Annotated in this window: 15 protein-coding genes; 10 read left to right on the top strand and 5 right to left on the bottom strand. The window is 69.9% G+C overall.

Going from position 1 to position 19,887, the window contains the following annotated elements:
• Positions 1-43: 43 nt before the first annotated feature.
• The gene (locus WMF14_RS30110) at positions 44-277 is read left to right on the top strand and encodes a hypothetical protein (RefSeq protein WP_437791653.1); all 234 of its coding nucleotides are present in this window, start codon (positions 44-46) and stop codon (positions 275-277) included.
• Positions 278-379: 102 nt separating this feature from the next.
• Here WMF14_RS30110 and WMF14_RS30105 read toward each other — a convergent pair whose 3' ends face one another.
• Positions 380-1,213 carry a hypothetical protein gene (locus WMF14_RS30105; protein ID WP_437791650.1) on the bottom strand — a complete coding sequence of 278 codons (834 nt, stop codon included), beginning with the start codon at positions 1,211-1,213 and terminating at the stop codon, positions 380-382.
• Between the two features lie 560 nt (positions 1,214-1,773).
• Here WMF14_RS30105 and WMF14_RS30100 point away from each other — a divergent pair.
• A complete protein-coding gene (locus WMF14_RS30100; RefSeq protein WP_437791648.1) occupies positions 1,774-2,799 on the top strand; it encodes an FG-GAP repeat domain-containing protein in 1,026 nt (341 codons plus the stop codon).
• Between the two features lie 43 nt (positions 2,800-2,842).
• Here the strand turns inward: WMF14_RS30100 and WMF14_RS30095 are convergent, their stop codons facing one another.
• Positions 2,843-4,264: a hypothetical protein gene (locus WMF14_RS30095; protein ID WP_437791645.1), complete on the bottom strand. Its 1,422-nt coding sequence runs from the start codon at positions 4,262-4,264 to the stop codon at positions 2,843-2,845.
• Between the two features lie 307 nt (positions 4,265-4,571).
• On the opposite strand from WMF14_RS30095, the gene WMF14_RS30090 reads away from it, so the two are divergent.
• The 4 genes from WMF14_RS30090 (at position 4,572) to WMF14_RS30075 (ending at position 8,103) form a co-directional block, all read left to right on the top strand.
• Positions 4,572-5,387: a hypothetical protein gene (locus WMF14_RS30090; RefSeq protein ID WP_437791644.1), complete on the top strand. Its 816-nt coding sequence runs from the start codon at positions 4,572-4,574 to the stop codon at positions 5,385-5,387.
• Positions 5,388-5,430: 43 nt separating this feature from the next.
• The gene (locus WMF14_RS30085; protein WP_437791642.1) at positions 5,431-6,588 is read left to right on the top strand and encodes a sensor histidine kinase; all 1,158 of its coding nucleotides are present in this window, start codon (positions 5,431-5,433) and stop codon (positions 6,586-6,588) included.
• Positions 6,585-7,241 carry a response regulator gene (locus WMF14_RS30080; RefSeq protein WP_437791641.1) on the top strand — a complete coding sequence of 219 codons (657 nt, stop codon included), beginning with the start codon at positions 6,585-6,587 and terminating at the stop codon, positions 7,239-7,241. The genes WMF14_RS30085 and WMF14_RS30080 overlap by 4 nt, the downstream gene beginning before the upstream one ends.
• A 130-nt stretch (positions 7,242-7,371) precedes the next feature.
• Positions 7,372-8,103, top strand: a complete 732-nt coding sequence (locus tag WMF14_RS30075) for a DUF2306 domain-containing protein (protein ID WP_437791639.1) — start codon at positions 7,372-7,374, stop codon at positions 8,101-8,103.
• Here the strand turns inward: WMF14_RS30075 and xylA are convergent.
• The gene (gene xylA / locus WMF14_RS30070) at positions 8,084-9,415 is read right to left on the bottom strand and encodes a xylose isomerase (protein WP_272094344.1); all 1,332 of its coding nucleotides are present in this window, start codon (positions 9,413-9,415) and stop codon (positions 8,084-8,086) included. The genes WMF14_RS30075 and xylA overlap by 20 nt on opposite strands.
• A gap of 1,092 nt (positions 9,416-10,507) precedes the next feature.
• On the opposite strand from xylA, the gene WMF14_RS30065 reads away from it, so the two are divergent.
• Both WMF14_RS30065 and WMF14_RS30060 read left to right on the top strand, forming a co-directional pair.
• Positions 10,508-12,061, top strand: coding sequence for a hypothetical protein (locus tag WMF14_RS30065; RefSeq protein WP_437791636.1), 1,554 nt, complete (start codon positions 10,508-10,510; stop codon positions 12,059-12,061).
• A 196-nt stretch (positions 12,062-12,257) separates the two neighbouring features.
• Positions 12,258-14,702 (top strand): substrate-binding domain-containing protein, encoded by a 2,445-nt coding sequence (locus WMF14_RS30060; protein ID WP_437791633.1) that lies wholly within the window; start codon positions 12,258-12,260, stop codon positions 14,700-14,702.
• A gap of 34 nt (positions 14,703-14,736) precedes the next feature.
• Here the strand turns inward: WMF14_RS30060 and WMF14_RS30055 are convergent, their stop codons facing one another.
• The gene (locus WMF14_RS30055; RefSeq protein WP_272094341.1) at positions 14,737-15,180 is read right to left on the bottom strand and encodes a DoxX family protein; all 444 of its coding nucleotides are present in this window, start codon (positions 15,178-15,180) and stop codon (positions 14,737-14,739) included.
• 171 nt (positions 15,181-15,351) lie between these two features.
• Between WMF14_RS30055 and WMF14_RS30050 the strand changes: the two genes are divergently transcribed.
• Positions 15,352-16,290: a LysR family transcriptional regulator gene (locus tag WMF14_RS30050; protein WP_272094340.1), complete on the top strand. Its 939-nt coding sequence runs from the start codon at positions 15,352-15,354 to the stop codon at positions 16,288-16,290.
• A 159-nt stretch (positions 16,291-16,449) separates the two neighbouring features.
• Here WMF14_RS30050 and WMF14_RS30045 read toward each other — a convergent pair whose 3' ends face one another.
• On the bottom strand, positions 16,450-18,288 hold the full coding sequence (locus WMF14_RS30045) for a vWA domain-containing protein (protein WP_437791630.1): 1,839 nt from the start codon (positions 18,286-18,288) through the stop codon (positions 16,450-16,452).
• Positions 18,289-18,615: 327 nt separating this feature from the next.
• On the opposite strand from WMF14_RS30045, the gene WMF14_RS30040 reads away from it, so the two are divergent.
• Entirely contained in the window at positions 18,616-19,809 is a 1,194-nt protein-coding gene (locus WMF14_RS30040) for a hypothetical protein (protein ID WP_437791628.1), read from the top strand.
• The last annotated feature ends 78 nt before the right edge of the window (positions 19,810-19,887 follow it).

The raw sequence follows: 19,887 nt of genomic DNA, 5'->3' as shown, positions 1-19,887 counted from the left end.
CGTCGACCCACCATCGCTCACCAACGCTAACGCTAACGCTAACGTGAACGTAAACGTTTACGTGAACGTTTACGTGAACGTTTACGTGAACGTTTACGTGGTCGTGAACGTGGTCGTGGTCGTGGTCGTTAACGGCCTGTCGTTGACGACCACGACCACGACCACGACCACGTTCACGACTACGACCACGTTCACGTTCACGACCACGTTCACGACTACGACCACGACCACGACCACGACCACGTTCACGACTACGACCACGTTCACGACTGCGTAAACGTTCGGAGGTAGGAGAACGCGGTGCGAAGCTTGGTTAACGCGTATGCGGGCGCACGGTCCGATCAGCGGAACGGTAGAAACGAGCGGAGGCGAGGCTCGTTCACTCCCAGCCCGAGCTGCTGGCCGCGCCCAGGAACGCGCTCACGCCGTAGACCTGGCCGCCGCGCATCTTGAACATGTGCATGTCGGTGTTCCCCATGAACATGGTGAACCCGACCCCGATTCCCCTCTCGACATCGGCGAAGATGAGGCGAGGGGGCAGCGCGGGTGACCCCGAGCCCGGCTGGCCAGGATCGCAGCTCGCGCCGGCGCTGCACGTGAACGACCCGCCGCCGTTCTCGATGCGCTTGCAGTTGCTGACCGTGTTGCAGACGCCGCGCGGGAACATCCAGAAGTACTTCTCCATCCAGCCCTCGAGCTCGTCCCGCGAGTTGCGCTCGTTCTCCGGAACGGGCTCCTCCCACTTGACGGTATCCCCGCTCGCGATGATGGCGCCGGTGTTCGAGGCAAAATTTTGCCCGGAGACCTTGTAGTCCCCCGGCCGCACGGCGATGGTCTCGATCTCGGTGATCTCCTGGCCCTGGAGCTTGAGTCGAAGGGCGAGCGGGATGTCCATGCTGCCGTCCGGCACCACGGCCTGGCTCGCGGAGCTACAGGTCTCGGTGTCGAGCGCGCTGTGAGCATATTTGAGCGCCCCTGCGGTCTTCCAGAGCCCTTCTTGGCCGAGCGTCAGGGCTTTGCCATTTTCCGTGAATTTTACGCTGTTGGCGAGGGGCAATGTCGACGGATCGTGCGCCGCGAGCGCTTCGAAATAAGCGTCGATCGTGCTCTTCAGGAGCTCGCGCGTGCAAGCCGTGGAATTCCCGCCTCCGCCCGTCCCTGCCCCTGTCGCTGTCCCGGTGGTCGCGCTGTCGACCCCGCTTCCAGCGGACATCGCTCCCCCGCCTGCCCCGCCTGTCGATGATGCGCCGGCCCCGCCGCTGCCCGTCGCGCCGACGCTCTCACTGGTCGACGTCGCGCCCGTGCCGCCGCTGCCGCTCGTTTCCGGCGTAGGTGGTGTGTTGGCGCCGTCTCCGCCGCAGGCGATGAGCGCGAGCAACGGCAGACAGGCAGCGAGGGAGCGACACACAGAGAGGGTGGATATCACGCCATGGTCAGCCATATCCTCGGCTACATCTCCCACGTCGGCACGTCAAGGCCATCTTGCCTGCAGCGATCGCGCACCTCTCTTCGAATGTTCGAGTGCTCCTCCGAGACAGAGAAAAATATCGTCACAACGTGCCCGTCACACGCTGGCCCGGCCTTGCTCGCCGCCGCTGGACTGGCGCTTGCCGCTCCACGGGCGCGCGTGCTCGGCGCACCCACGAGGCCGGATACCGGACAGGAAATGCCCGAACGGCACCCGTGCCTGCGCCTGAGGCGCAAGAGAGGGCGGGTATGAGACGGTCTGCGGCTACAGGGGCGGCGCTGCGCGTAATCGCTGCGATTCACACCATGGCCGCCTGCTCGGCGGGCGTGGACCTGCACGAGGAGCGTGGGGCGGACGAGCCCGCGGTGTCCCTGCTGGGGGTCGCGACACCGAGGCTGGGCCGCCACCGGTGGGAGGCAGTCCGCCTGAATGACTTCGATGCCGACGGCATGGGAGACATACTCTGGAGCAGCAAGGAGCAGAACCTGATCGCGATCTGGCTGATGGAGGGGAGCCGGCTCCTGGCGCCGGGGGCGTTCATCCCGGGACCCATCGGCCAGGGGTGGGAGGCGGCCAATGCGGGCGACTTCAACCGCGACGGCATGGCCGACGTCGTCTGGCTCAACGCAGGCCAGAACCTGGTGACGATCTGGCTGATGAACGGAAGCCAGCTGCTGGCGCCGGGGCCGGTGCTCCCAGGGCCGCCCGGCGAGGGATGGACGGTCACCTCGGCGACCGATTTCAACATCGATGGGATGTCGGATCTGCTCTGGAACAACGAGCGACAGAACCTGATAACGATCTGGCTGATGGACGGAAGCCAGCTGCTGGCGCCGGGGCCGGTGCTCCCAGGGCCGCCCGGCGAGGGATGGTCGGCGCCCACCGCGCAGGACGTGAACTACGACGACATGGGGGATGTGTTCTGGAACAACGTAGAGAAGAACCTGATGGAGATCTGGCTGATGGATGGCGCCCAGCTGCTGTCGCCGGGGCCGGTGATCCCGGGGCCGCTCGGCCGCGGCTTCCAGATCGTCACGTCGTCGGACTTCAACCTCGACGGCATGGGGGACGTGCTCTGGAACAGCCCCGAGCAGGGCCTGATGGCCGTGTGGCTGATGGACGGCGCCCAGCTGCTGTCGCCGGGGCCGGTGATCCCGGGGCCGCTCGGCCGCGGCTGGCAAGTGCGCCCCGGCACCGACGTGAACTTCGACAACATGGCGGACGTCCTCTGGTACGCCGTCGGGACGAACCAGGCGGCGGTCTGGCTGATGGACGGCACGCAGCTGCTCGCTCCCGGGCCGGTGATCCTGGGGCCTCACGACGGCGGGTGACGCGGCCCCGCCGCGCGCCCAGGCACGCGGCGGCGCGCTCGCGTCAATGCCGCCGCTCGTTCTGGACGCGCGACTGCGGCAGACCGGCGCGGCTCTTCTGGAGGTAGCAGATCTCGACGAGCGTCGGCCACAGCTCGAGCGAGCCCTTGAACTGGCTGATCACGTCGTCGACGATGCGGACGAGGTTCTGCTGGAAAAAATCGGGCTCGAACCCGTAAAAGGTCTTCTCGAGGGTCACGGCGAAGCGGCGCAGGGCGTCGGCGCGCTCGTGATTCACCGTCGCCGCTGCGGTGCCCAGCACCCGCGCATGGAGCGCTGTGATCCGCCCGAGGATGCGGTCGCAGTCCTCCGCGGTCACCTCGCCGCCGTAGTCGAAGCTGATGCTGAGGTCCTCGACCTTCGAGAGGGTCGACTTGATCTTCAGCTTGAGGAGGTTCGACACCTCCTCGTTGAACACCTCCGCGGCGAGCGGGCTCCGCATGTAGTTGCTCTTGATGTGCGTCTGGGCGGCGTCGACGTGGGCGGCGGCCACGCCTTGCTGCTGGATCCAGAGCCGGTAGATGTAGTCCTCGAACCTGAGCCGCGTCGGAAAGAACGGTGGAAGACCGAAGCTGTTGTCATAGCCGGCCACCCCGCAGTCGATGCGCCAGTTCTTGTTGGTGACCGCGGGGCGGAAGTTGACGAGGACGTAGACGTCGTTCAGCTCATCAAGCTCCACCTGCCCCTCGTCGTCGAGGAACATCTCCACGTAATCGATGGCGTCGATGTCGTTCGTCCCGGACCGGAACGTCTGCGCGACCTTGACCACCGCCTCGTCGGGCACCTCGCCCGGGTCGAGCAGCAGCGAGTTCTCGCAGACGAGGCCCTGCGTGGCGTTGGTCTCGAGGTCCATGGCGCTGTCGCGGAGCAGCTCGCCGCGCGCGTGGTTGGCCGGGACGTCCGCGACGCGCCTGCCCAGCACGTCGAGGAACGCGGCCAGGATGTCGAACGACTTGCGGGTGAAGCCGTCGCCGTTCGCCTTCAGGAGCTTGCCACGGCAGACCTCGTCCTGATCGAGCGACTCCGGGCTGTGCTCGACCAGCGCATAAGGCCGCATGTCGTCGTCGGCGCTCAGCATGCGGGTTCCCAGCGTGTACATCAGGGTATAGTTGCGGTTCCCGCCGTAGCTCGGCCTAAACAAATTCCTGACGAGCGGCTCGAGCTTGCGATCGCGGAGCCGCTGGTTGAGGTACGCGATGAACGCCTCCTTCTCGCGCGGACCGACGTAGTAGAGGTCGTTGTAGGTCGCCGTCGCCTCGAGCAGAGCGTAGTATTTCTGCTGGTTGTGGACGTTCGAATCGTCGAAGACGACCATCGGGATCGCATGTCCGTTGCGCCAGAAGTGCTCGTCGTAGAGGTGGATGGTCTCGCCCACGTCGCGCAACCGGTACGTGGGGATGACGAAGATGGGTGGCCTGTTCTGCATGACAGCCCCAAAGCTAGGTCCGCCGGCTTCAAGAAAACGTCAAGAGCCGCCCGGGCGGCGTCAAGAAGTCATCAAGCACGGGGCGCTCGTGGGCACGTGAACACTTCGCTTTTCAGGAGGGGCGGATCGTGCAAACGATTGTTCTGTCGACTCAAAGCACGTCGTGTAGCGGCTGGGGGCTTGACGTTGTCGAGGCGTTTCGATTTCCTCCTCTCTCATGAACGGTGTGAATTCAGCTGCCGGAGCTGCTGGCGAACCCGCGAGAACCCGGCGTTCGGCTCGGTCGTGGCTCGGCCGGCTGACGTTGATGGCCGCGGTCTCGTCGTTCCTCGCGTGCGGCTCGGGCGATGGGGACAGCGCCAGCGCGGGCGACACGGTCACGGGGGGCCCGGGCGGCGCAACGAGCGGGACCTCTCACGGTGCGTCGGGAGGTCTGGGCGGAGGCAGCGACGGCGGCCGCGCGGGGGAGGGCGGCTCGGGCGGAGACACGGGCCCTGGCGCGACGTCGGGGGCTTCCGCCGGGGGCGCTGGGGATTCCGGAGAAGGCGGCGCCGGAGATTGCGAGAGCGGGCCGGAGGCGCTCGAAGGCAGCGTCCATCAAGGCGATCTGCTCATCGCGTCGGACGCGGACGCCCTCGCAGCGCGCGCTTACTCTGCCATCAACGGCATGATCTCGGTCAGGTCCGACTTCGCCGGGACGCTCGACTTGCCCAGCTTGCTCGAGGTCGGCGGTATCCGGGCCGAGGGCGGTGCCTCGAGCGGGGAGCTGGTCACGGCGAAGATCAAGGCGATCCGCATGCCGAACCTGGCGCGAGTTCGCGGTACGCTGTGGATCTACCTGGCGTTCGAGCTGGTGGAGGCCGATTTTCGCAAGCTCGAGGCCGTCGACGAGCGGCTCTGGATCCATCGAAACACGGAGCTCGCGACGCTGCGGCTCGATGCCTTGCGCAGCGTGGGCGAGGACGTACAGATCACCGACGACTTCAAGGTCCCGGCATGCGCTCTCGAGAGGATCGAAGCCAACCTGAGGGCGGCCGGCAACACCAGCATGAACATCTCCGGAGGCCTCCAGGAGAACGGCTGTGAATGCAGGCTCGTCTGCGGGCAGGGGCTCTGCTTGTAACGGGCGTCGATCCGTGGCCGAGCCGAGAAGGTGAGCCATCGTCATGAGGCAGGTGCGCGAGTTCTTTCGATCCGTGTGGTCCGAGCCACGAGCGCCGCACCCCCCTCGACGCGTCCGGATGGACTGGGTGCTCCTGGCCGTGTTCGCCGCGCTCGGGTCTCTCGAGGTGGCGATCCGGCGCGGCCTGCCGTGGCGGATCGCCTCGCTGGTCCTCTGCCTCGGGCTCTTGCCGACGCTGCTCTGGCGGAGAACCAGGCCGCTGGAGATGGTCGTGATCGCGTTCGGCCTCCTCATGGCGATACAGCTCGCCGTGATGGTGACCGGCAGCGCGTCGCCGGGGCTGTACGCGATGGTCTACATGGTGCTGCTGCCCTACTCGTTGTTCCGGTGGGGTACGGGGCGTGAAGCGATGATCGGGCTGCCGATCATGGTGACCTCGGCGGCGCTCGACATGATCCGTTCTCATGCCAGGACGGGCGATGTCATCGGGGGCTACGCCGTCCTGCTCTCCACGATGGCGCTCGGCGCGGCGGTGCGCTATCGGGATCGCGTGCGTCTGCGAGAGCTCGACGAAGCCAAGCTGGCCGAGCGAGAGCGTATCGCCCGCGACCTGCACGACACCGTCGCCCACCATGTATCGGCGATCGCGATCCGCGCGCAGGCTGGCCTGGTCGCCGCGTCGTCTCGCCCCGAGGCTCCCGTCGACGCGCTCCGCGTGATCGCGGACGAGGCATCTCGCGCCCTCGGCGAGATGCGCACGATGGTCCGGCTCCTGCGTCGCGGCGAGTCGGCCGAGCTCGCGCCGAGCCCGCGGGTCGCCGACCTCGGGCAGCTCGCAGGCACGTCCGCCACGGGGCCTTCTGTCGAGGTGAAGTTGACCGGGAGCTTCGATGACCTGCCATCGTCGGTCTCCGCCGCGATCTTTCGCCTCGCGCAGGAGTCGATCACCAACGCTCGCCGACACGCTCGCCATGCGACCCGGATTGACGTGGAGGTCACGGCCGACGACACGTCCGTACGTTTGCGGGTCACCGACGACGGCCAGGGAGCCCACGGTGGCCAGTCGACGTCGACGGGATACGGGTTGGTCGGCATGATCGAACGAGCGACGCTGCTCGGGGGCACGTGCCATGCGGGCCCGGGCCCAGAGCGAGGCTGGACGGTGACGGCCGTACTGCCTCGGAAAGGACAACCCAGTTGAGCATTCGCGTCATCGTCGCCGACGATCAGGAGATCGTCCGCACCGGGCTCAGCATCATCCTCGACGCCCAGCCCGACATCGAGGTCGTGGGCGTCGCCGACAACGGAATCAAGGCCGTGGAGCTGGCGCTCGCTCTCCGTCCCGACGTGTGCCTGTTCGACATTCGCATGCCCGGGATCGACGGCATCGAAGCGACCCGACGGCTCGCCGGCCCAGGGGTCGATCCTCCCCTGGCGGTCGTGGTGATCACCACCTTCGATCATGACGACTATGTGGTTGGCGCCCTCAAGGCCGGCGCCCGCGGCTTCCTGCTGAAAGACGCCGGTCCCGAGCTGCTCGCGCAGGCCATCCGCGCCGCCGCGAGCGGCGACGCCTTGATCGCTCCACGCGTCACCGCCCGCCTCCTCTCCACGTTCGCCGCCTCCAAGCCCCAGCTGACGCGAGCGCAGCCCGGGGAGTCCCTCACGGCCCGCGAGGAGGAGGTCCTCCTCACCGTGGCCCGCGGTCGAACCAACGCCGAGATCGCCGACGAGCTCCACATCAGCCTGAGCACCGTCAAGGCGCACATCGCCAGCCTCATGACCAAGCTCGGCGCGCGCAACCGGGTCGAGATCGCCATCTGGGCCTACGAGACCGGTCGCGTCCGGGACTGACCCGTCGGCCCGGGGCGAGGTGGCGGTGCACCTGGCCGAAAGTACGATCGCCCCGTCGGGCGATCGGCCGACTCGGATCCGACATTTGCGCCAATTGCGACGCAACCATGGCCGTCCCTAGCTTGGCGGCATGACGAACGAGAGCACCACGGCCCCCTCGGCGAAGCGAGACTGGCTCGTACCCGCGCTTCTGCTCGGCCTCAGCGCGGTCCCTGTCGCAGCCGGCGCCTTCCGCCTGGCCGAGCTGAGCGCCGGCGCCAAGGTCACCCCGGACAACGCCCGCTTCTTCGCTGCGCCCGTGCCCATCGTGCTGCATATTTTCAGTGTGACCGTATTCTCGGTCCTGGGTGCGTTCCAGTTCTCCTCGGGCTTTCGCCGCCGGAAGCCTCGCTGGCATCGCATGACGGGGTGGGCCGTCGCCCCGTCGGGGCTCGTCGCTGCCGCTTCGGGTCTGTGGATGCAGGCATCCTACGAGCTCCCCAAGGGGGACGGCTACGCCCTCGCCGTCCTCCGGGTGCTGTTCGGCTCTGCCATGTTCACGTCGCTCGTGCTCGGCCTTGTCGCCATCTGGCGGCGCGACTTCGAAGGGCACGGCGCCTGGATGCTGCGAGGCTATGCGATCGGTCTGGGCGCGGGGACTCAGGTGCTGACCCACGTACCGTGGGTGTTGCTCGTCGGCGTGCCGAGCGAGGGCGTCAGAGCGCTCCTGATGGGCGCCGGCTGGGGGATCAACGTCGCCGTCGCGGAGCGGATCATCCGCAGGAGAGCGACATCTCCTCGGAAAGAAAGACAGCCGGGCGCGCAGCTGCGTCGCCCGGCCGTCGTTCCCGCGATCGCTCGACTTATCGGATCCAGCGATTGACGATGTTTTCGTACAGCTCTTGCTGACCGCTCGTGAGCTTGACCTCACCGCCGGCGTTGCCGATCTCGGCCAGCTGCTCCAGCGTCAGCTTGCCCTGCTCGAACTCGGCGCCCTTGCCGCCGTCGAAGGACGCGTAACGCGCCTTGCGCATCGCCTCGAGCGGCGACTTGCGGATCAGGTCATCGGCGATGAGGAGCGAGCGGGCGAACACATCCATGCCGCCGATGTGTCCGTGGAAGGTGTCGATGAGATCGCTCGAGTTGCGGCGGCGCTTGGCGTCGAAGTTGACGCCGCCGCCCTGGAACCCACCGCTGCGGAGCAGGATGAGCATCATCTCGACCGTCTCGTTGATGTTGTAGGGGAACTGATCGGTGTCCCACGCGTTCTGGTAGTCGCCGCGGTTGGCGTCGATGCTGCCGAGCATGCCGTTGTCCGCGGCCACCTGCATCTCGTGGTCCATGGTGTGGCCGGCGAGCGTCGCGTGGTTCGTCTCGAGGTTGAGCTTGAAGTCCTTGTCCAGGCCGTGCTGGCGCAGGAACCCGATCACGGTCTCGGCGTCGAAGTCGTACTGGTGCTTGGAGGGCTCCATCGGCTTGGGCTCGATGAAGAAGACCCCCTTGAAGCCGCGCGCGCGCGCGTAGTCGCGGGCGATGGTCAAGAAGCGAGCGAAGTGCGCCTTCTCGCGCTTCATGTCCGTGTTCAGCAGGCTCATGTAGCCTTCGCGGCCGCCCCAGAACACGTAGTTCTCGCCGTTCAACGCGATGGTCGCGTCGAGGGCGTCCTTGAGCTGCGCGCCGGCGTAGGCCAGCACGGAGAAATCAGGGTTCGTGGAGGCGCCGTTCATGTAACGCGGGTTGGAGAACAGGTTCGCCGTGCCCCACAGCAGCTTGACGCCCGACTGCGCCTGCTTCTGCTTGGCGTACTCGACGATGCTCTGGAGGCGACGCGACGTCTCGGCGCGGTTCTCGCCCTCTTCGACGAGGTCGATGTCGTGGAAACAGTAGTGCGTCGCGCCCAGCTTGGTGATGAACTCGAAGTTCGCGTCCATCTTCATGCGAGCGCGGGCCAGCGCGTCCTTGCCCTCATCCCAGGGGAAGTTGATCGTCCCCGGGCCGAACGGATCGTGCCCACGTCCGCAGAACGTGTGCCAGTAACACACGGCAAACTTGAAGTGATCCTTCATGGCCTTGCCGGCAACGACGCGGTTGGCGTCGTACCACTTGAAGGCGAGGGGGTTGTCGGACTCGGGCCCCTCGTAGGGGATCTTGCCAACACCCGGGAAGTACTCTCTGTCTCCAGTGACAACGGTCATAAACGGATCTCCAGCTCGTGGTTTGCGTGTGCCTTAGTTCAGAGGGCGCTTTCGACAACGGTGTCCGCGGCAAGCCCCAGGGCTCTGGTCTGCGGGCCAGGGTGGAGGCGGCGTCTCCACGCCCAGGTTGGGCTTCCAGGCATGTTGCGTTTGTTGTGGCTCCAGCGCTCCTCAAGTCAGGTGAACCACCGGCGCGCATCAATTGCGCGCGTGGCGGAATCGGCGGGCTAGCAATAACATGGTGCCGGGTCGGAGGCTAGGGCGGGCCTCCGGCGCCGGGGCCTCGCACCGTCGACTCTGGCTAGCTGTGCCGCGTCAACCTGCCCCGCGCGGACGAGCCGCTAGGCCTTACCGAGGTTGCCTGCGTTTCCCTCGCTGGATCCGTCGAGGCGCTCAGGCTGCCGCCCTCTGCGACGCCGGCCGTGTTGGGCGAGCCGGTCCGCGGTGGTGGTCTCTTACAGCTACATGGCATTAAAGCGCCTGGCGGCGGAACTCGACGTGGGCGGCGCCTGGGCGCCTGGGCGGGGCCAAGCGCTGTAGTACATCGGTGGCCTCGCGAGGCAGGAGCTCACCGGCATCGTTTGCCGCCGGCCGCGCTCGCACGGACGCTTGGGTCACGTACCAGGTCAGCGTGTGCGTGTCAACGCTCGCCAGGACCCGCGTGACGAGGGGGCGGAAGGGCGCAGAGGAGGCGTTGCCGAGCCGCCCGGCCCCCGGTGAGGTGGCGCGTCGCGCGGGGCAGGGACGGGCAGAACTCGCGTGAGACGTCCTGTGCCCTGCGTGCGGAGCACGCAGGGCACAGGACGTTGATGGCGCTCAGACATCTGCCCGTCCCCACCCCGCGCGACGCGCCACCTCGCGCCACCTCACAGGGGGCCTACGGGAGATCCTGGGAATCATCGCGCGGCGGTGGGTGAGCGGATGTCCGCCATCGATGGCTGTTCTGGGTCAGGGTGCTGGCGTGGCTTCCCTGCCGGCGAGATCTCCGCACAGGAAGCGGAGAGCCCGGGAGCGTTCCTCGGCGCCGAGCGGAGATTCTGCCCCATGAGGGGCCGGTCAGCGCTGTAGCGTGGCGAGATGTCGAGACGATGCATGCGAGTCATCTGGTCTTTGGTTCTCGTCTCCCTGCCCCCGGGCTGCGTTGGCGAGTCGGGCGGTGAGGTGTCGAGCAGTGGCGGAGGCGCATCGAGCGGGAGCGGGGGAGGGGTGTCGAGCGCGACCGGCGGCGGAGCGTCGAGCGCAAGCGGGGGAGAGGCATCGAGCGCGACCGGCGGTGGAGCGTCGAGCGCCAGCGGGGGAGGGGCATCGAGCGCGAGCGGCGGTGGAGCGTCGAGCGCGAGCGGGGGAGAGGCATCGAGCGCGAGCGGCGGAGGCGCGGGCGGGGATCCGGGACCTGGCGCGTGCGGCGTCACCCGGGACCGCGTCCGCATCACCGAGGTCGACGTCGGGGGCCGCGTGATCAACAACGAAGACGAGGCCGCGCTGAAGCCGCTCGTCATCTCGCCGATACCGTCCGGCGGGTCGCGCCTGGCATGGATGAGCGACGACGGGCAGGTCCACGTCGTCCAGCTCGACGCCGATGACAAGGCCGCGGGGCGCCCGTTCGGGTTGCCGGCGAACGACTTCGCCGACCTCTACGCTGACGACAGCGGCGGCGTGCTGCTGCTGACCCGCGACGCAGAAGGCGGCGGGACACTGAATTGCGGAACGCCCTCGAACCTGTGCGGTACGCCGCCGTCCCCACCGATCGCCTGTCACGACATGTACATGGTCCGCTTCGACGGCGAGCGCGCGACCTGGGCGACGAAGCTCACGAGCTCGAGCGCCGCGCTGCCGCCCTACTCGACCGGACCCGCCGGGCCCGATGTGTACATGATCTGGTGGTACGCGCACCACGGCCGCATCGCCTTCGACGGCTCGCGCTATGCGGGCTATTTCGGCGCCGCGATCAGCGTCTCGCAAGGCGGGTGCATCAACATCCATCAGGGCGATCGCATGAAGGTCGTCGACGCGAGCGGGGAGCTGCAGCGGGACGGCTTCGACTGGGGCTGCAGCCACAGCGGTTACGAGCGCATCCTCTGGGACGACAGCGCCCGGAAGTTCGTGACGGTGTGCAAGACCGACAACAACAACCGCATCGCGTTCGCGCCGAATTACAAGACCATCTATCCGGTCGATCTCGCCTACTCGAACCTTGGAAACCTCGTCACGGCGGCCGGCGGCGGCTACTGGCTCACGACGAGCAATATCCGCTCGGGCCAGCCGGCGGGCGCGAACGGGCTCGCGGACGTCCGGCTGCTCCACTTCACCGACGGCGCCGCGGACAAAGACATCACGATCGCCAGCGAGGCGGGCATGAACCACCGCGCTCCGCACCTGGCCGCCTATGGCCGCTCCCGCATGCTCGCGGCCTGGGAGACCACGACGAAGGCCGGCGATATCGCCCGCAACGACGCGGCGCGCGCGCTGTACCTGCAGACGCGCGATCGCGCCACCGGCGAGGCCGAGGGCGAGCCGCTGGAGGTCGACGTGCTCGGCAATCGCTACCAGGACTTCGTCGCGTTCCCCGACGGGAGCGTGGCCTTCGCCGCGCCCGGCAGCACGAACACCTCGATCCGCGTTCTGCGCGTCCTGCCCTGCGAGTAGCGCGCGCCGCGCGGGCGACTCGCCACCTCCACAACGACGCGGCGCGCGCCGCGACGCCCCCGGCCGCCGACGGCGGGCCGCGAGCCGGCCCGCGCGCCTGGGGAGAGGGGCAAATCGACCTTGACAGAACTGTGGTCGATCGCGCTTTCTGGACCGCCGCGTCGCGCGTCGTGACGGCGGATCGAGCGGGACCCGTATGCGCCATGGAGTGGATCTCTTCGCGACATTGCAGCAGATCGTGCGACGGGCCATGGCGATCGCGCCGCGGGCGCCGCGCGGCAGCCTGCTCCTCTGCGAAGGGCACCGCCTCGTCTACAGGGCGCTCGAGGGGTTCGACGCGCTCGCTCGGCAGGGGGTGATCCTCTCGACCGAAGCGTGCCTCGCCAGCGAGAGCGGTCTGCGCGCCCCGCGCGCGGCGCCAGAGGCAGCGGGCGGGATGTGCGTCGTCGGCGCACATGCGTGGTATGAAGCGCACCTTCCTCTCGCGAGCGCGGCAGAGGGGGCCGTGCCCGCCGACGCGGGGGTGCTGGTCGCGCCCGTCGTCGTCCGGGGAGCGCCGGCAGGCTACCTCGCCCTGGAGCAGGCGACCCTCGAGCCTCCGCAGGGCGAGCGCCGCGCGATGCTGGAGGTGTTCCTGGACGCCGCCGGGGCCGCGCTGGAGCGGCACAGGCTCTATGACGAGAAGGCGAGACTGGCACAGGAGATTCGCCTTCTCGAGCAGGTGCTGAACGCGGTGGGCACCACGGTGGAGCCGCGCCACCTCCTGGACACCCTCGCTCACGGCATCAAGAGCGTGCAGATCGACCAGCAATGGGCCTCTGTGGATCTGTGGCTGGTCGAGGACGCCGGCGGCGGAGAGGGCGCCGCGGCCGCTTCGGGCGAGCAGGAAGCCCGCGTGTTCCGTGCCCGCCGTTCGGCCCCCATGACGTACTTCCACAACATGCGCGACGGCGCGGTCGACGCCGCGCGCTGCCTGGGCATCTCCGTGGATTTCCGCGTCGGCCCCGCCAGCGGCCCGGGAGGCCAGAGCGAGATCCTCGAGGACGGCATCCGCCGGGGCGTGGACGGCATCATCATCGCTCCGGGCGCCCCCGAGGAGGCCGAGGAGGGGTTCCGGCGGGCGGCGGAGGCGGGGATCCCGGTGGTCGTCGTCGACACGCCGCCGGTGCCGGGCAGCCGGGCCCCGCTTTATATCGGCACGGACAACGTGGCGGCGGGCAGGCTGGCGGGCGAGGTGATGCGCCGGCTGCTGCCGAGCGGCGGGGTCGTGGCGCCGCAGCGGCCCACGAAGGACGCGAACAACACGCGCGAGCGCATCGAGGGGTTTTGCGCGGCGATGGAAGGGGCGGAGTTCACCGTGCTGCCCCCCCACCAGGACAACGACCACGACCAGGAGCTCGGGACGGTGCTCGCGCGGGCGGCCCTCCAGCAGCGGCCGGACATCGCCGGCGCCTTCGGGGTGGCGGGCGGCGGCGGGCCGGCCTGGGGCCGCGCCGCGAGGGAGATCGGCAGGGGCGGAGAGCTCAAGATCGTCGCGTTCGATCTCTTCTCCGCGACGGTCGCGCTGCTCCGCCGGGGCGCGATCCACGCGACGATCGTGCAGCGCGAGTACGACATGGGGTATCGCGCCGCCGAGATCGTCCACCGGATGATCACCCACGGCGTCGAGGCGACGCTCGCGGAGCTGCCGGCCTCGCGCATCATCCACACCGGCGTCGATTGCGTCACCCTCGAGCACACGCCGTGGTCCACGACGCTCAGCGATCACCTCGCGCTCGACGCGGCCCGCCGCGTCGCGAGCCGGCGCATCGATTGCGACGCGGCCGGCCGGCCGATCGAGGTGCTGTTGATCGGCGTGGCGGCGCGCAGCGAGCCCATCGTCGAGGAGCGCGTGCCCTTCTCGCCGCGCTCGCTGGTCGGCCGTGTGCTCGATGCCGGCCGCCCGATCGTGATCGATCCGGCCGGGCACGACGAGCGAGAGGACGCCTCCCTCCTCCGCGAGCACGCCGGCGCGCGGACGCTCGTCGGCGTGCCGCTGCGGGCGCGGGGCAGCGTCGTCGGCGTCCTCGTCCTGAGCAGCGAGCGTGAGGACGCCTGCGGGAGCGACGACGTGCCGTTCCTCGAGCGCGTGGCCGCCACCGCGGCCGTGGCCATCGAGAACGCCCGGCTGTTCAGCCGGATCTCCGAGCGGACCGCGGAGCTGGAGCGGGCCAACGAGCTCCAGGAGTCGATGCTCCGGACGATCCATGAGCTGTCGAGCCCCGTGGTGCCGATCGCCGATGGAATCCTCGTCATGCCCGTGGTGGGCACGATGGATGCCCAGCGCTCGAGCCGCTTCATCGCGTCGCTGCTGAAGGAGATCCACGAGCACGACGCGCAGGTGGTGCTGATCGACGTCACGGGGATGGCGGTGGTCGACGCCACGGCGGCGAACCAGCTCGTCCGGGCGGCGCAGGCGGCGGCGCTGCTCGGCACGGAGGCGGTGCTCGTCGGCGTGACCGCGGGAGCGGCGCAGATGATGGTCGCCCAGGGCCTGGACGTCGGCGCGATGGTCACGCACGTCGACCTGGCGCGCGGCTTCCGGTACGCCCTGGCGAAGACCGGCGGCCGCATCCTTTACCAGGGCTCACCGCGGCGGTGACGGGGGCCGACCGGGGGAGCGCCGGGCGGGCGGCTCAAGCCGCGCTCTCGACCGGCCGGAGCTTGCTCTGCTCCGCGCCGACGCTCGCGTCGACGCGCGCCGCGAGCATCGGGCGGAACGCGGCGCGGTACGCGAAGGCGAGGTAGAGCTCGATGGCGAGGATGAACCACGCGAGCGGGTTCCCCGGCGCGAGGAACGTGTGGAAGGCGACGATGTTCACGACGATGGGCGCGAGGAGCGCGAGCGCGAGGGGGACGTAGCGGTTCGAGAGCAGCAGCGCGCCTGCGACGACCTCGGTCCCCTTGATGAGCGGGAACATGTACCCGGTCGCCGCGAGCGCGCCCCCGAAGCTGGCCGCGGCCTCCGGAGCCGGGGGCTGCGGCAGGAAATGCAAGAAGCCGTTGAGCCCGAACACGAAGAACACGAGCCCTAGCAGGATGCGGGCAGCGGCGGGGGCGAAACGCTTGACGTTGTTCATGATGAGCCTCGCTGAGGTGTGGCGGGCTCTCCCGAGCGGAGCGCCCATGCCTTTCCTGATGCGCCCTCGCGACGCCCGGTGCTATCGTGCAACGGCTCAACTCAACGTTGCGCTGGCGCAACCTGGCGTGAGCCCTCGTCCGACGCCGCCCGCCCCTCGTGAGGTCCTATCATGCCCAGCCCCCGCGCGGCAGCCCGAGCGCGCCCTGCCCGGGCGCCCCAGCTCGATGAGATCGCCGCGTTCGCCAGGGTGGCGGAGCTTGGCTCGTTCACCGCCGCGGCGGAGCAGCTCGGGGTCCCGAAATCGACGGTGAGCCGCGCGGTGACGCGGCTCGAGGACGGCCTCAAGGTGCGTCTCCTCCAGCGGTCGCCGCGCGCCGTGGCGCTGACCGACGCGGGCCGTCGCTTCTTCGGCGACGTGGCGCCCCACATCGCCGGTCTCCGCGACGCGGCGCAGGCGCTGGACGCCTATCAAGGGCAGCCTCAGGGCACGATACGGCTGAGCGCTCCCCCGGATGGTGGGGAGTCTTTCCTCGGCGAGATGCTCGTCGAGTTCGGCGCACGTTACCCGCTGCTGTCGGTGGAGGTCGACATGTCCACGCGCCGGGTGGACCTCCTGCGCGAGAGCTTCGACGTGGCGATCCGGGCGATGCGCGAGCTCCCGGACTCCTCGCTCGTCGTGCGCAAGCTGCTCGACTCCTACGTGCAGCTCTTCGCTGCTCCTTCGTACCTCGCGCGCCGCGGCATGCCCCGCGCGCTGGAGGAGCTCGCCGACCACGAGCGGGTGGTGTTCCTCCCCGATGCCCGGCGCGGCCAGCAGCCCGTCGACGGCGCCCGCGCGGTGCGCGACGCGATGGCGACCGGGCGCATCGCGACCGACGACTTCCAGCTCATCCGCTCGCTGCTCCGGGCGGGGGGCGGTATCGGGCCGCTCCCGCGCGTCCTCGCCGCGCCCGAGCTGGCGAGCGGGCGCCTCGTCCACGTGCTGCCGGAGTGGTCGCAGCGCGCCGGGACGGTGTACCTCGTCTATCCGAGCGCGCGGCACGTGCCGCGGAACGTGGTGGTGTTCCGCGACTTCGTCCTTGCCTGGGTGAAGCGGCTCGCGTGCTAGAGCGGCGGTCACCCGCTTCGGATACGGGCCCATCTCGACGTTTTCGGTGCTCAGCGCACTGGAGTGCGCTTCCGCGCCGAAAACGCCGATCTGGACCCGTCTCCTGTGCGGGTGACCGCCGCTCTGCGACGCTCGTACTAGGCTCAGCTGAAAACCGCTCTATGGCTGGTTGTCGATCATCTTCTGGAGGGTCGCCGCGATCTCGAGGAGATCGGCGTCCGCGCCTGTCGTGTTCGCGGCGAGTACCGTCTCCCGGGCGGCCGAGAGCGCGCTCGCGCGCCCTCCGGCGTCGAGCTCGACGAGGTGCTTGAGCGCCTCGGCATACGCGATGATCGCCGCGGCCTTCGTGAGGTTGCCGTCGTCGATCCCGAGCCCTCCGAGCGTGGTTTGCTGCACGGCCTCCCTGGCCTCGCCGGTCGCCGCGTCGCGCCAGGTGACGCGGACCCGGTAAGGGTCGTTCGCGCTCGGCAGCGACGGGTCGCACGGGCGGAGGATCTGATACAGCATCATCGAGTCGTTCGGGGCGAGGTGCTGCGTGCGCACCTTGGCCGGATCGGGCGAGTACTCCTCTCCATAGAACTTCTGGATGCCGAAGTACGGCGGCAGCGTCAGCTCGATCCTCACGTCGCGCGCGGCGACGAGGAGCGTCTCGGCGAACCGGTCGACGAAGACGCGCCTGGCCTCGTCGGCGCTGTCGAGATAGACATACGCGCCGCGGCCGGCGTCGGTGACCACGTCCATGAGCGTGTCGTTCACGCCGTCGCCGACGCCGACGCCGACGAGGTAGATGCCTTCTCCGTCCGCGTCCTCGGCGTTCGCCCCGATGATCGCCTCCTCGGTCACACCGGCGTTGGCCTGTCCATCGCTGATCAGCACGACGCGGTTGATGCCGCCCGCGGTCCTGTGCGCGTTGGCGAGCGCGTAGCCCGCGGCGAGGCCGCTGTTCAGATCGGTGCCTCCGTCGGCCACGATCGCGCTCGCGACGCCGAGGAGGACGGGGTCGTCGGGGCCCGAGGCGACGTGGCCTTTGAGCACGGGGCTCTGCCCCGTATTCCACGTGACGGCGTTCACGACGTCGCCCTCGACGAGCGTCGACGCGATGGCCCGGACGGTCGCCCTCTCGAGCTCGATCGGCTCTCCCGACATCGATCCCGAGGTGTCGAGCACGAGCGTGATCGTCATGGGCTCTCGCGCGGCGGGCGCCCGGCTCGACTGCACCGCGATCTGGAGCGCCAGATCGCCCGTCAGCACGCAGGAGCCGAGCTGCGATACGATCGAGAGCTCTCCCGGATCGGCCGGGGCGAACGAGTACCGGTAGTAATTGAGGAACTCGTGCGTGCGGACGACATAAGGGTCGACCTGCGGCGCGCCGCGCTCGATCTGGCGGCGGACGATGACCGGAGATGCCATCGAGTTCGAGTCGTCGGACGAGAGGTAGAGCGTGAGCGGCGTGGAGAGGTTGACCCCCGCGCACGAGCCGCCGCTGGCCTGCGGCGTGAGCCGGGGCCCGGCGTCCCGTGAGCTGCCGGCCCCGCTGCCCGCCGTTGCGCCGCCGCCGGTCGCCGCGGCGCCCGAGCCGCCGCTGCCGCCCGAGCCGCCGCCGGCCGAGCCGCCGCTGCCTGCCTCATCGCCGCACCCGCCGGCCCCGTCGCCGCCGCCGCCGGCCCCGCCTTCGGCGCACCCGCCCCCGGAGCCGCCGCTGCTGCCTCCGGAACCCCCGCTGCCCGTGGCGCCTCCTTCACCCACCGGCGGCTCGCCGTTGGGGTCCGTGAAGCCGCCGCTCGAGCCTGCACTCGTGCCCGTGCCCGCGCCCACGCCCGCCACCGGGTCGCGCCCGGAGCCGTCTCCCTCGCGGGTCGCGCCGCCGCCGCAGATCGCCGCCGGCGCCTCGCCCAGCTGGAGCGGCTCGTGCGGCGGCGCGTCGCTCGACGAGGAGCAGGCGATCGACAACGAGGCCGGGATGATGAGAGCGAGCGCTGTACGCTGAAACTGTGCCATGAACACCTCCACGGGCCGTGCGCTCTCGCACGGGGGGTGCCAGGTAAAATCGTCAATCATTCCGGCGATGGACACCTCGTTGCGCCACGGTGTTCGGCTCATAGTGGCCTGAATCGATTCGAGGTGTGCCAATGTGCGATGGGCGCGTCAGCCGCGCGCCGGCGAGGAGGGGGAGCCGAGCGCCCGAGCGCCCTCACGGGTCTGGTCCACGCGGAGGCGCCACATGGCCCGGGATCGAGCGCGAGAAGGGCGCGGCGATGACCGCAATGCCGCCGCGGACGGTGGCTCGGTGTACCCTCCCGCGCCGTGCGTGCGTTCGAGAGTGCCGTGCTCCACCCGCGCTGGCTCGCAGCCGTCGTCGTGCTCGCAGGCGCCCTGACCGGGGGTGACGCCTGGGCGGAGGCCCAGCGCCTGCGCATCGCGTACGAGGCGCACGACGGCTGTCCCGACGCCGAGGCGTTCCTGCGCGAGGTGACCGCGCGCACGGACCGCGCCCGCGCCGCCGCGGCGGACGAAGCGGCGCTCGACGTGCGCGTGCGCATCACCTCGAGCGAGGGCAGGAGCCGTGGCCGGATCACGCTCGGCAAGGGCGAGGACGCGCGCGTCCGCGAGGTCGACGGCGCGACGTGCGGCGAGGTCGTCGCGGCCCTCGCGCTCATCACGGCCCTCCGGGTCGACCCCACCGCGTCTCTCGATCCGCAACCGCCTGCCGCAGGGCCGCGCTCGTCCGAGGCTCCGGACGCCGGAGGGGCGCCGGGCGCCGGAGGGGCGCCGGACGCCGCTCCACCCGCCGCCGCGGATCCAGGCGGTCCTGCGCGGCCGGCCGCGGCTGGCGTCTCCGCCGAAGGAGCGCCCGGCGCGGGGAGCCCGCCGCAGCTTGCGCCGCCGCCCCCGGCCTCGCCGCCCCCGGCCGCGCGCCCCGCGACCGCGCCGATCGGCCTGCCGTCACCGGTCGCTGGGGCCTCGCGCTCTCCGCAGCCGCGGCGGCCCGTGGAGCGCCCGTGGACGCTCGGCCTCCAGGGGAGCGCGGTGTCCGGGGTCGCCCCCGAGGCGCTGCTCGGCGGGGGGCCCTTCGTCGAGCTGCGCGCCGATCTGGGCCTCGGCGCGGCGTTCCGCGTCGCTGCCGAGGTGGCCTCCACCGGCGCTGTCGATGCCGGGCCGGGCGGCGCCCGCTTCCTGCGCGGGATCGGCCGGGTCGACGCCTGCGCGGACCTCTTTCGCCCGGCACGCCGGCTCTCGCTCGGGCCCTGCGTGGGCGCGGAGGGCGGCTTCCTTCATGGCAGCGGGCTGGTCGGCAAGGCGATCTCCGACGTGGAGGAGGGCACCGTCCCCTGGGCCAGCCTCGGGCTGCTCGCGCGCGTGACCGCCTCGCTCGGGGCCCTCGTGCGGGTCGACGCGCAAGGTGGACCGGAATTTCCGCTGGTGCGGCGATCGTTCGTGTTCGAGAACCCCGCGCAGCTCATCCACGAGGTGCCCGCGGTCACGTGGACGCTCCGCGTCGGCGCCGGTCTCTCGCTCTGATCACCGGCCGCCCGGCGCGCGACGAAATTGTGATCCCCGGGGAGAGACTCGGAGATTGCTACGGCGGGAGGCTTTGTC

Source organism: Sorangium sp. So ce693 (genome assembly GCF_051521375.1).
In the GTDB taxonomy this organism is placed as follows: domain Bacteria; phylum Myxococcota_A; class Polyangia; order Polyangiales; family Polyangiaceae; genus Sorangium; species Sorangium atrum.
The sequence above is the reverse complement of the archived record's forward strand: the minus strand, read 5'-3'. Positions and strand labels throughout refer to the sequence as shown.

Coding starts and splice junctions, on each gene's coding strand:
- WMF14_RS30105 (WP_437791650.1), bottom strand. CDS start 1,213: ATGTCCGCTGGAAGCGGGGTCGACAGCGCGACCACCGGGACAGCGACA.
- WMF14_RS30100 (WP_437791648.1), top strand. CDS start 1,774: ATGGCCGCCTGCTCGGCGGGCGTGGACCTGCACGAGGAGCGTGGGGCG.
- WMF14_RS30095 (WP_437791645.1), bottom strand. CDS start 4,264: ATGCAGAACAGGCCACCCATCTTCGTCATCCCCACGTACCGGTTGCGC.
- WMF14_RS30090 (WP_437791644.1), top strand. CDS start 4,572: ATGGCCGCGGTCTCGTCGTTCCTCGCGTGCGGCTCGGGCGATGGGGAC.
- WMF14_RS30085 (WP_437791642.1), top strand. CDS start 5,431: ATGAGGCAGGTGCGCGAGTTCTTTCGATCCGTGTGGTCCGAGCCACGA.
- WMF14_RS30075 (WP_437791639.1), top strand. CDS start 7,372: ATGACGAACGAGAGCACCACGGCCCCCTCGGCGAAGCGAGACTGGCTC.
- xylA (WP_272094344.1), bottom strand. CDS start 9,415: ATGACCGTTGTCACTGGAGACAGAGAGTACTTCCCGGGTGTTGGCAAG.
- WMF14_RS30065 (WP_437791636.1), top strand. CDS start 10,508: ATGCGAGTCATCTGGTCTTTGGTTCTCGTCTCCCTGCCCCCGGGCTGC.
- WMF14_RS30060 (WP_437791633.1), top strand. CDS start 12,258: ATGCGCCATGGAGTGGATCTCTTCGCGACATTGCAGCAGATCGTGCGA.
- WMF14_RS30055 (WP_272094341.1), bottom strand. CDS start 15,180: ATGAACAACGTCAAGCGTTTCGCCCCCGCCGCTGCCCGCATCCTGCTA.
- WMF14_RS30050 (WP_272094340.1), top strand. CDS start 15,352: ATGCCCAGCCCCCGCGCGGCAGCCCGAGCGCGCCCTGCCCGGGCGCCC.
- WMF14_RS30045 (WP_437791630.1), bottom strand. CDS start 18,288: ATGGCACAGTTTCAGCGTACAGCGCTCGCTCTCATCATCCCGGCCTCG.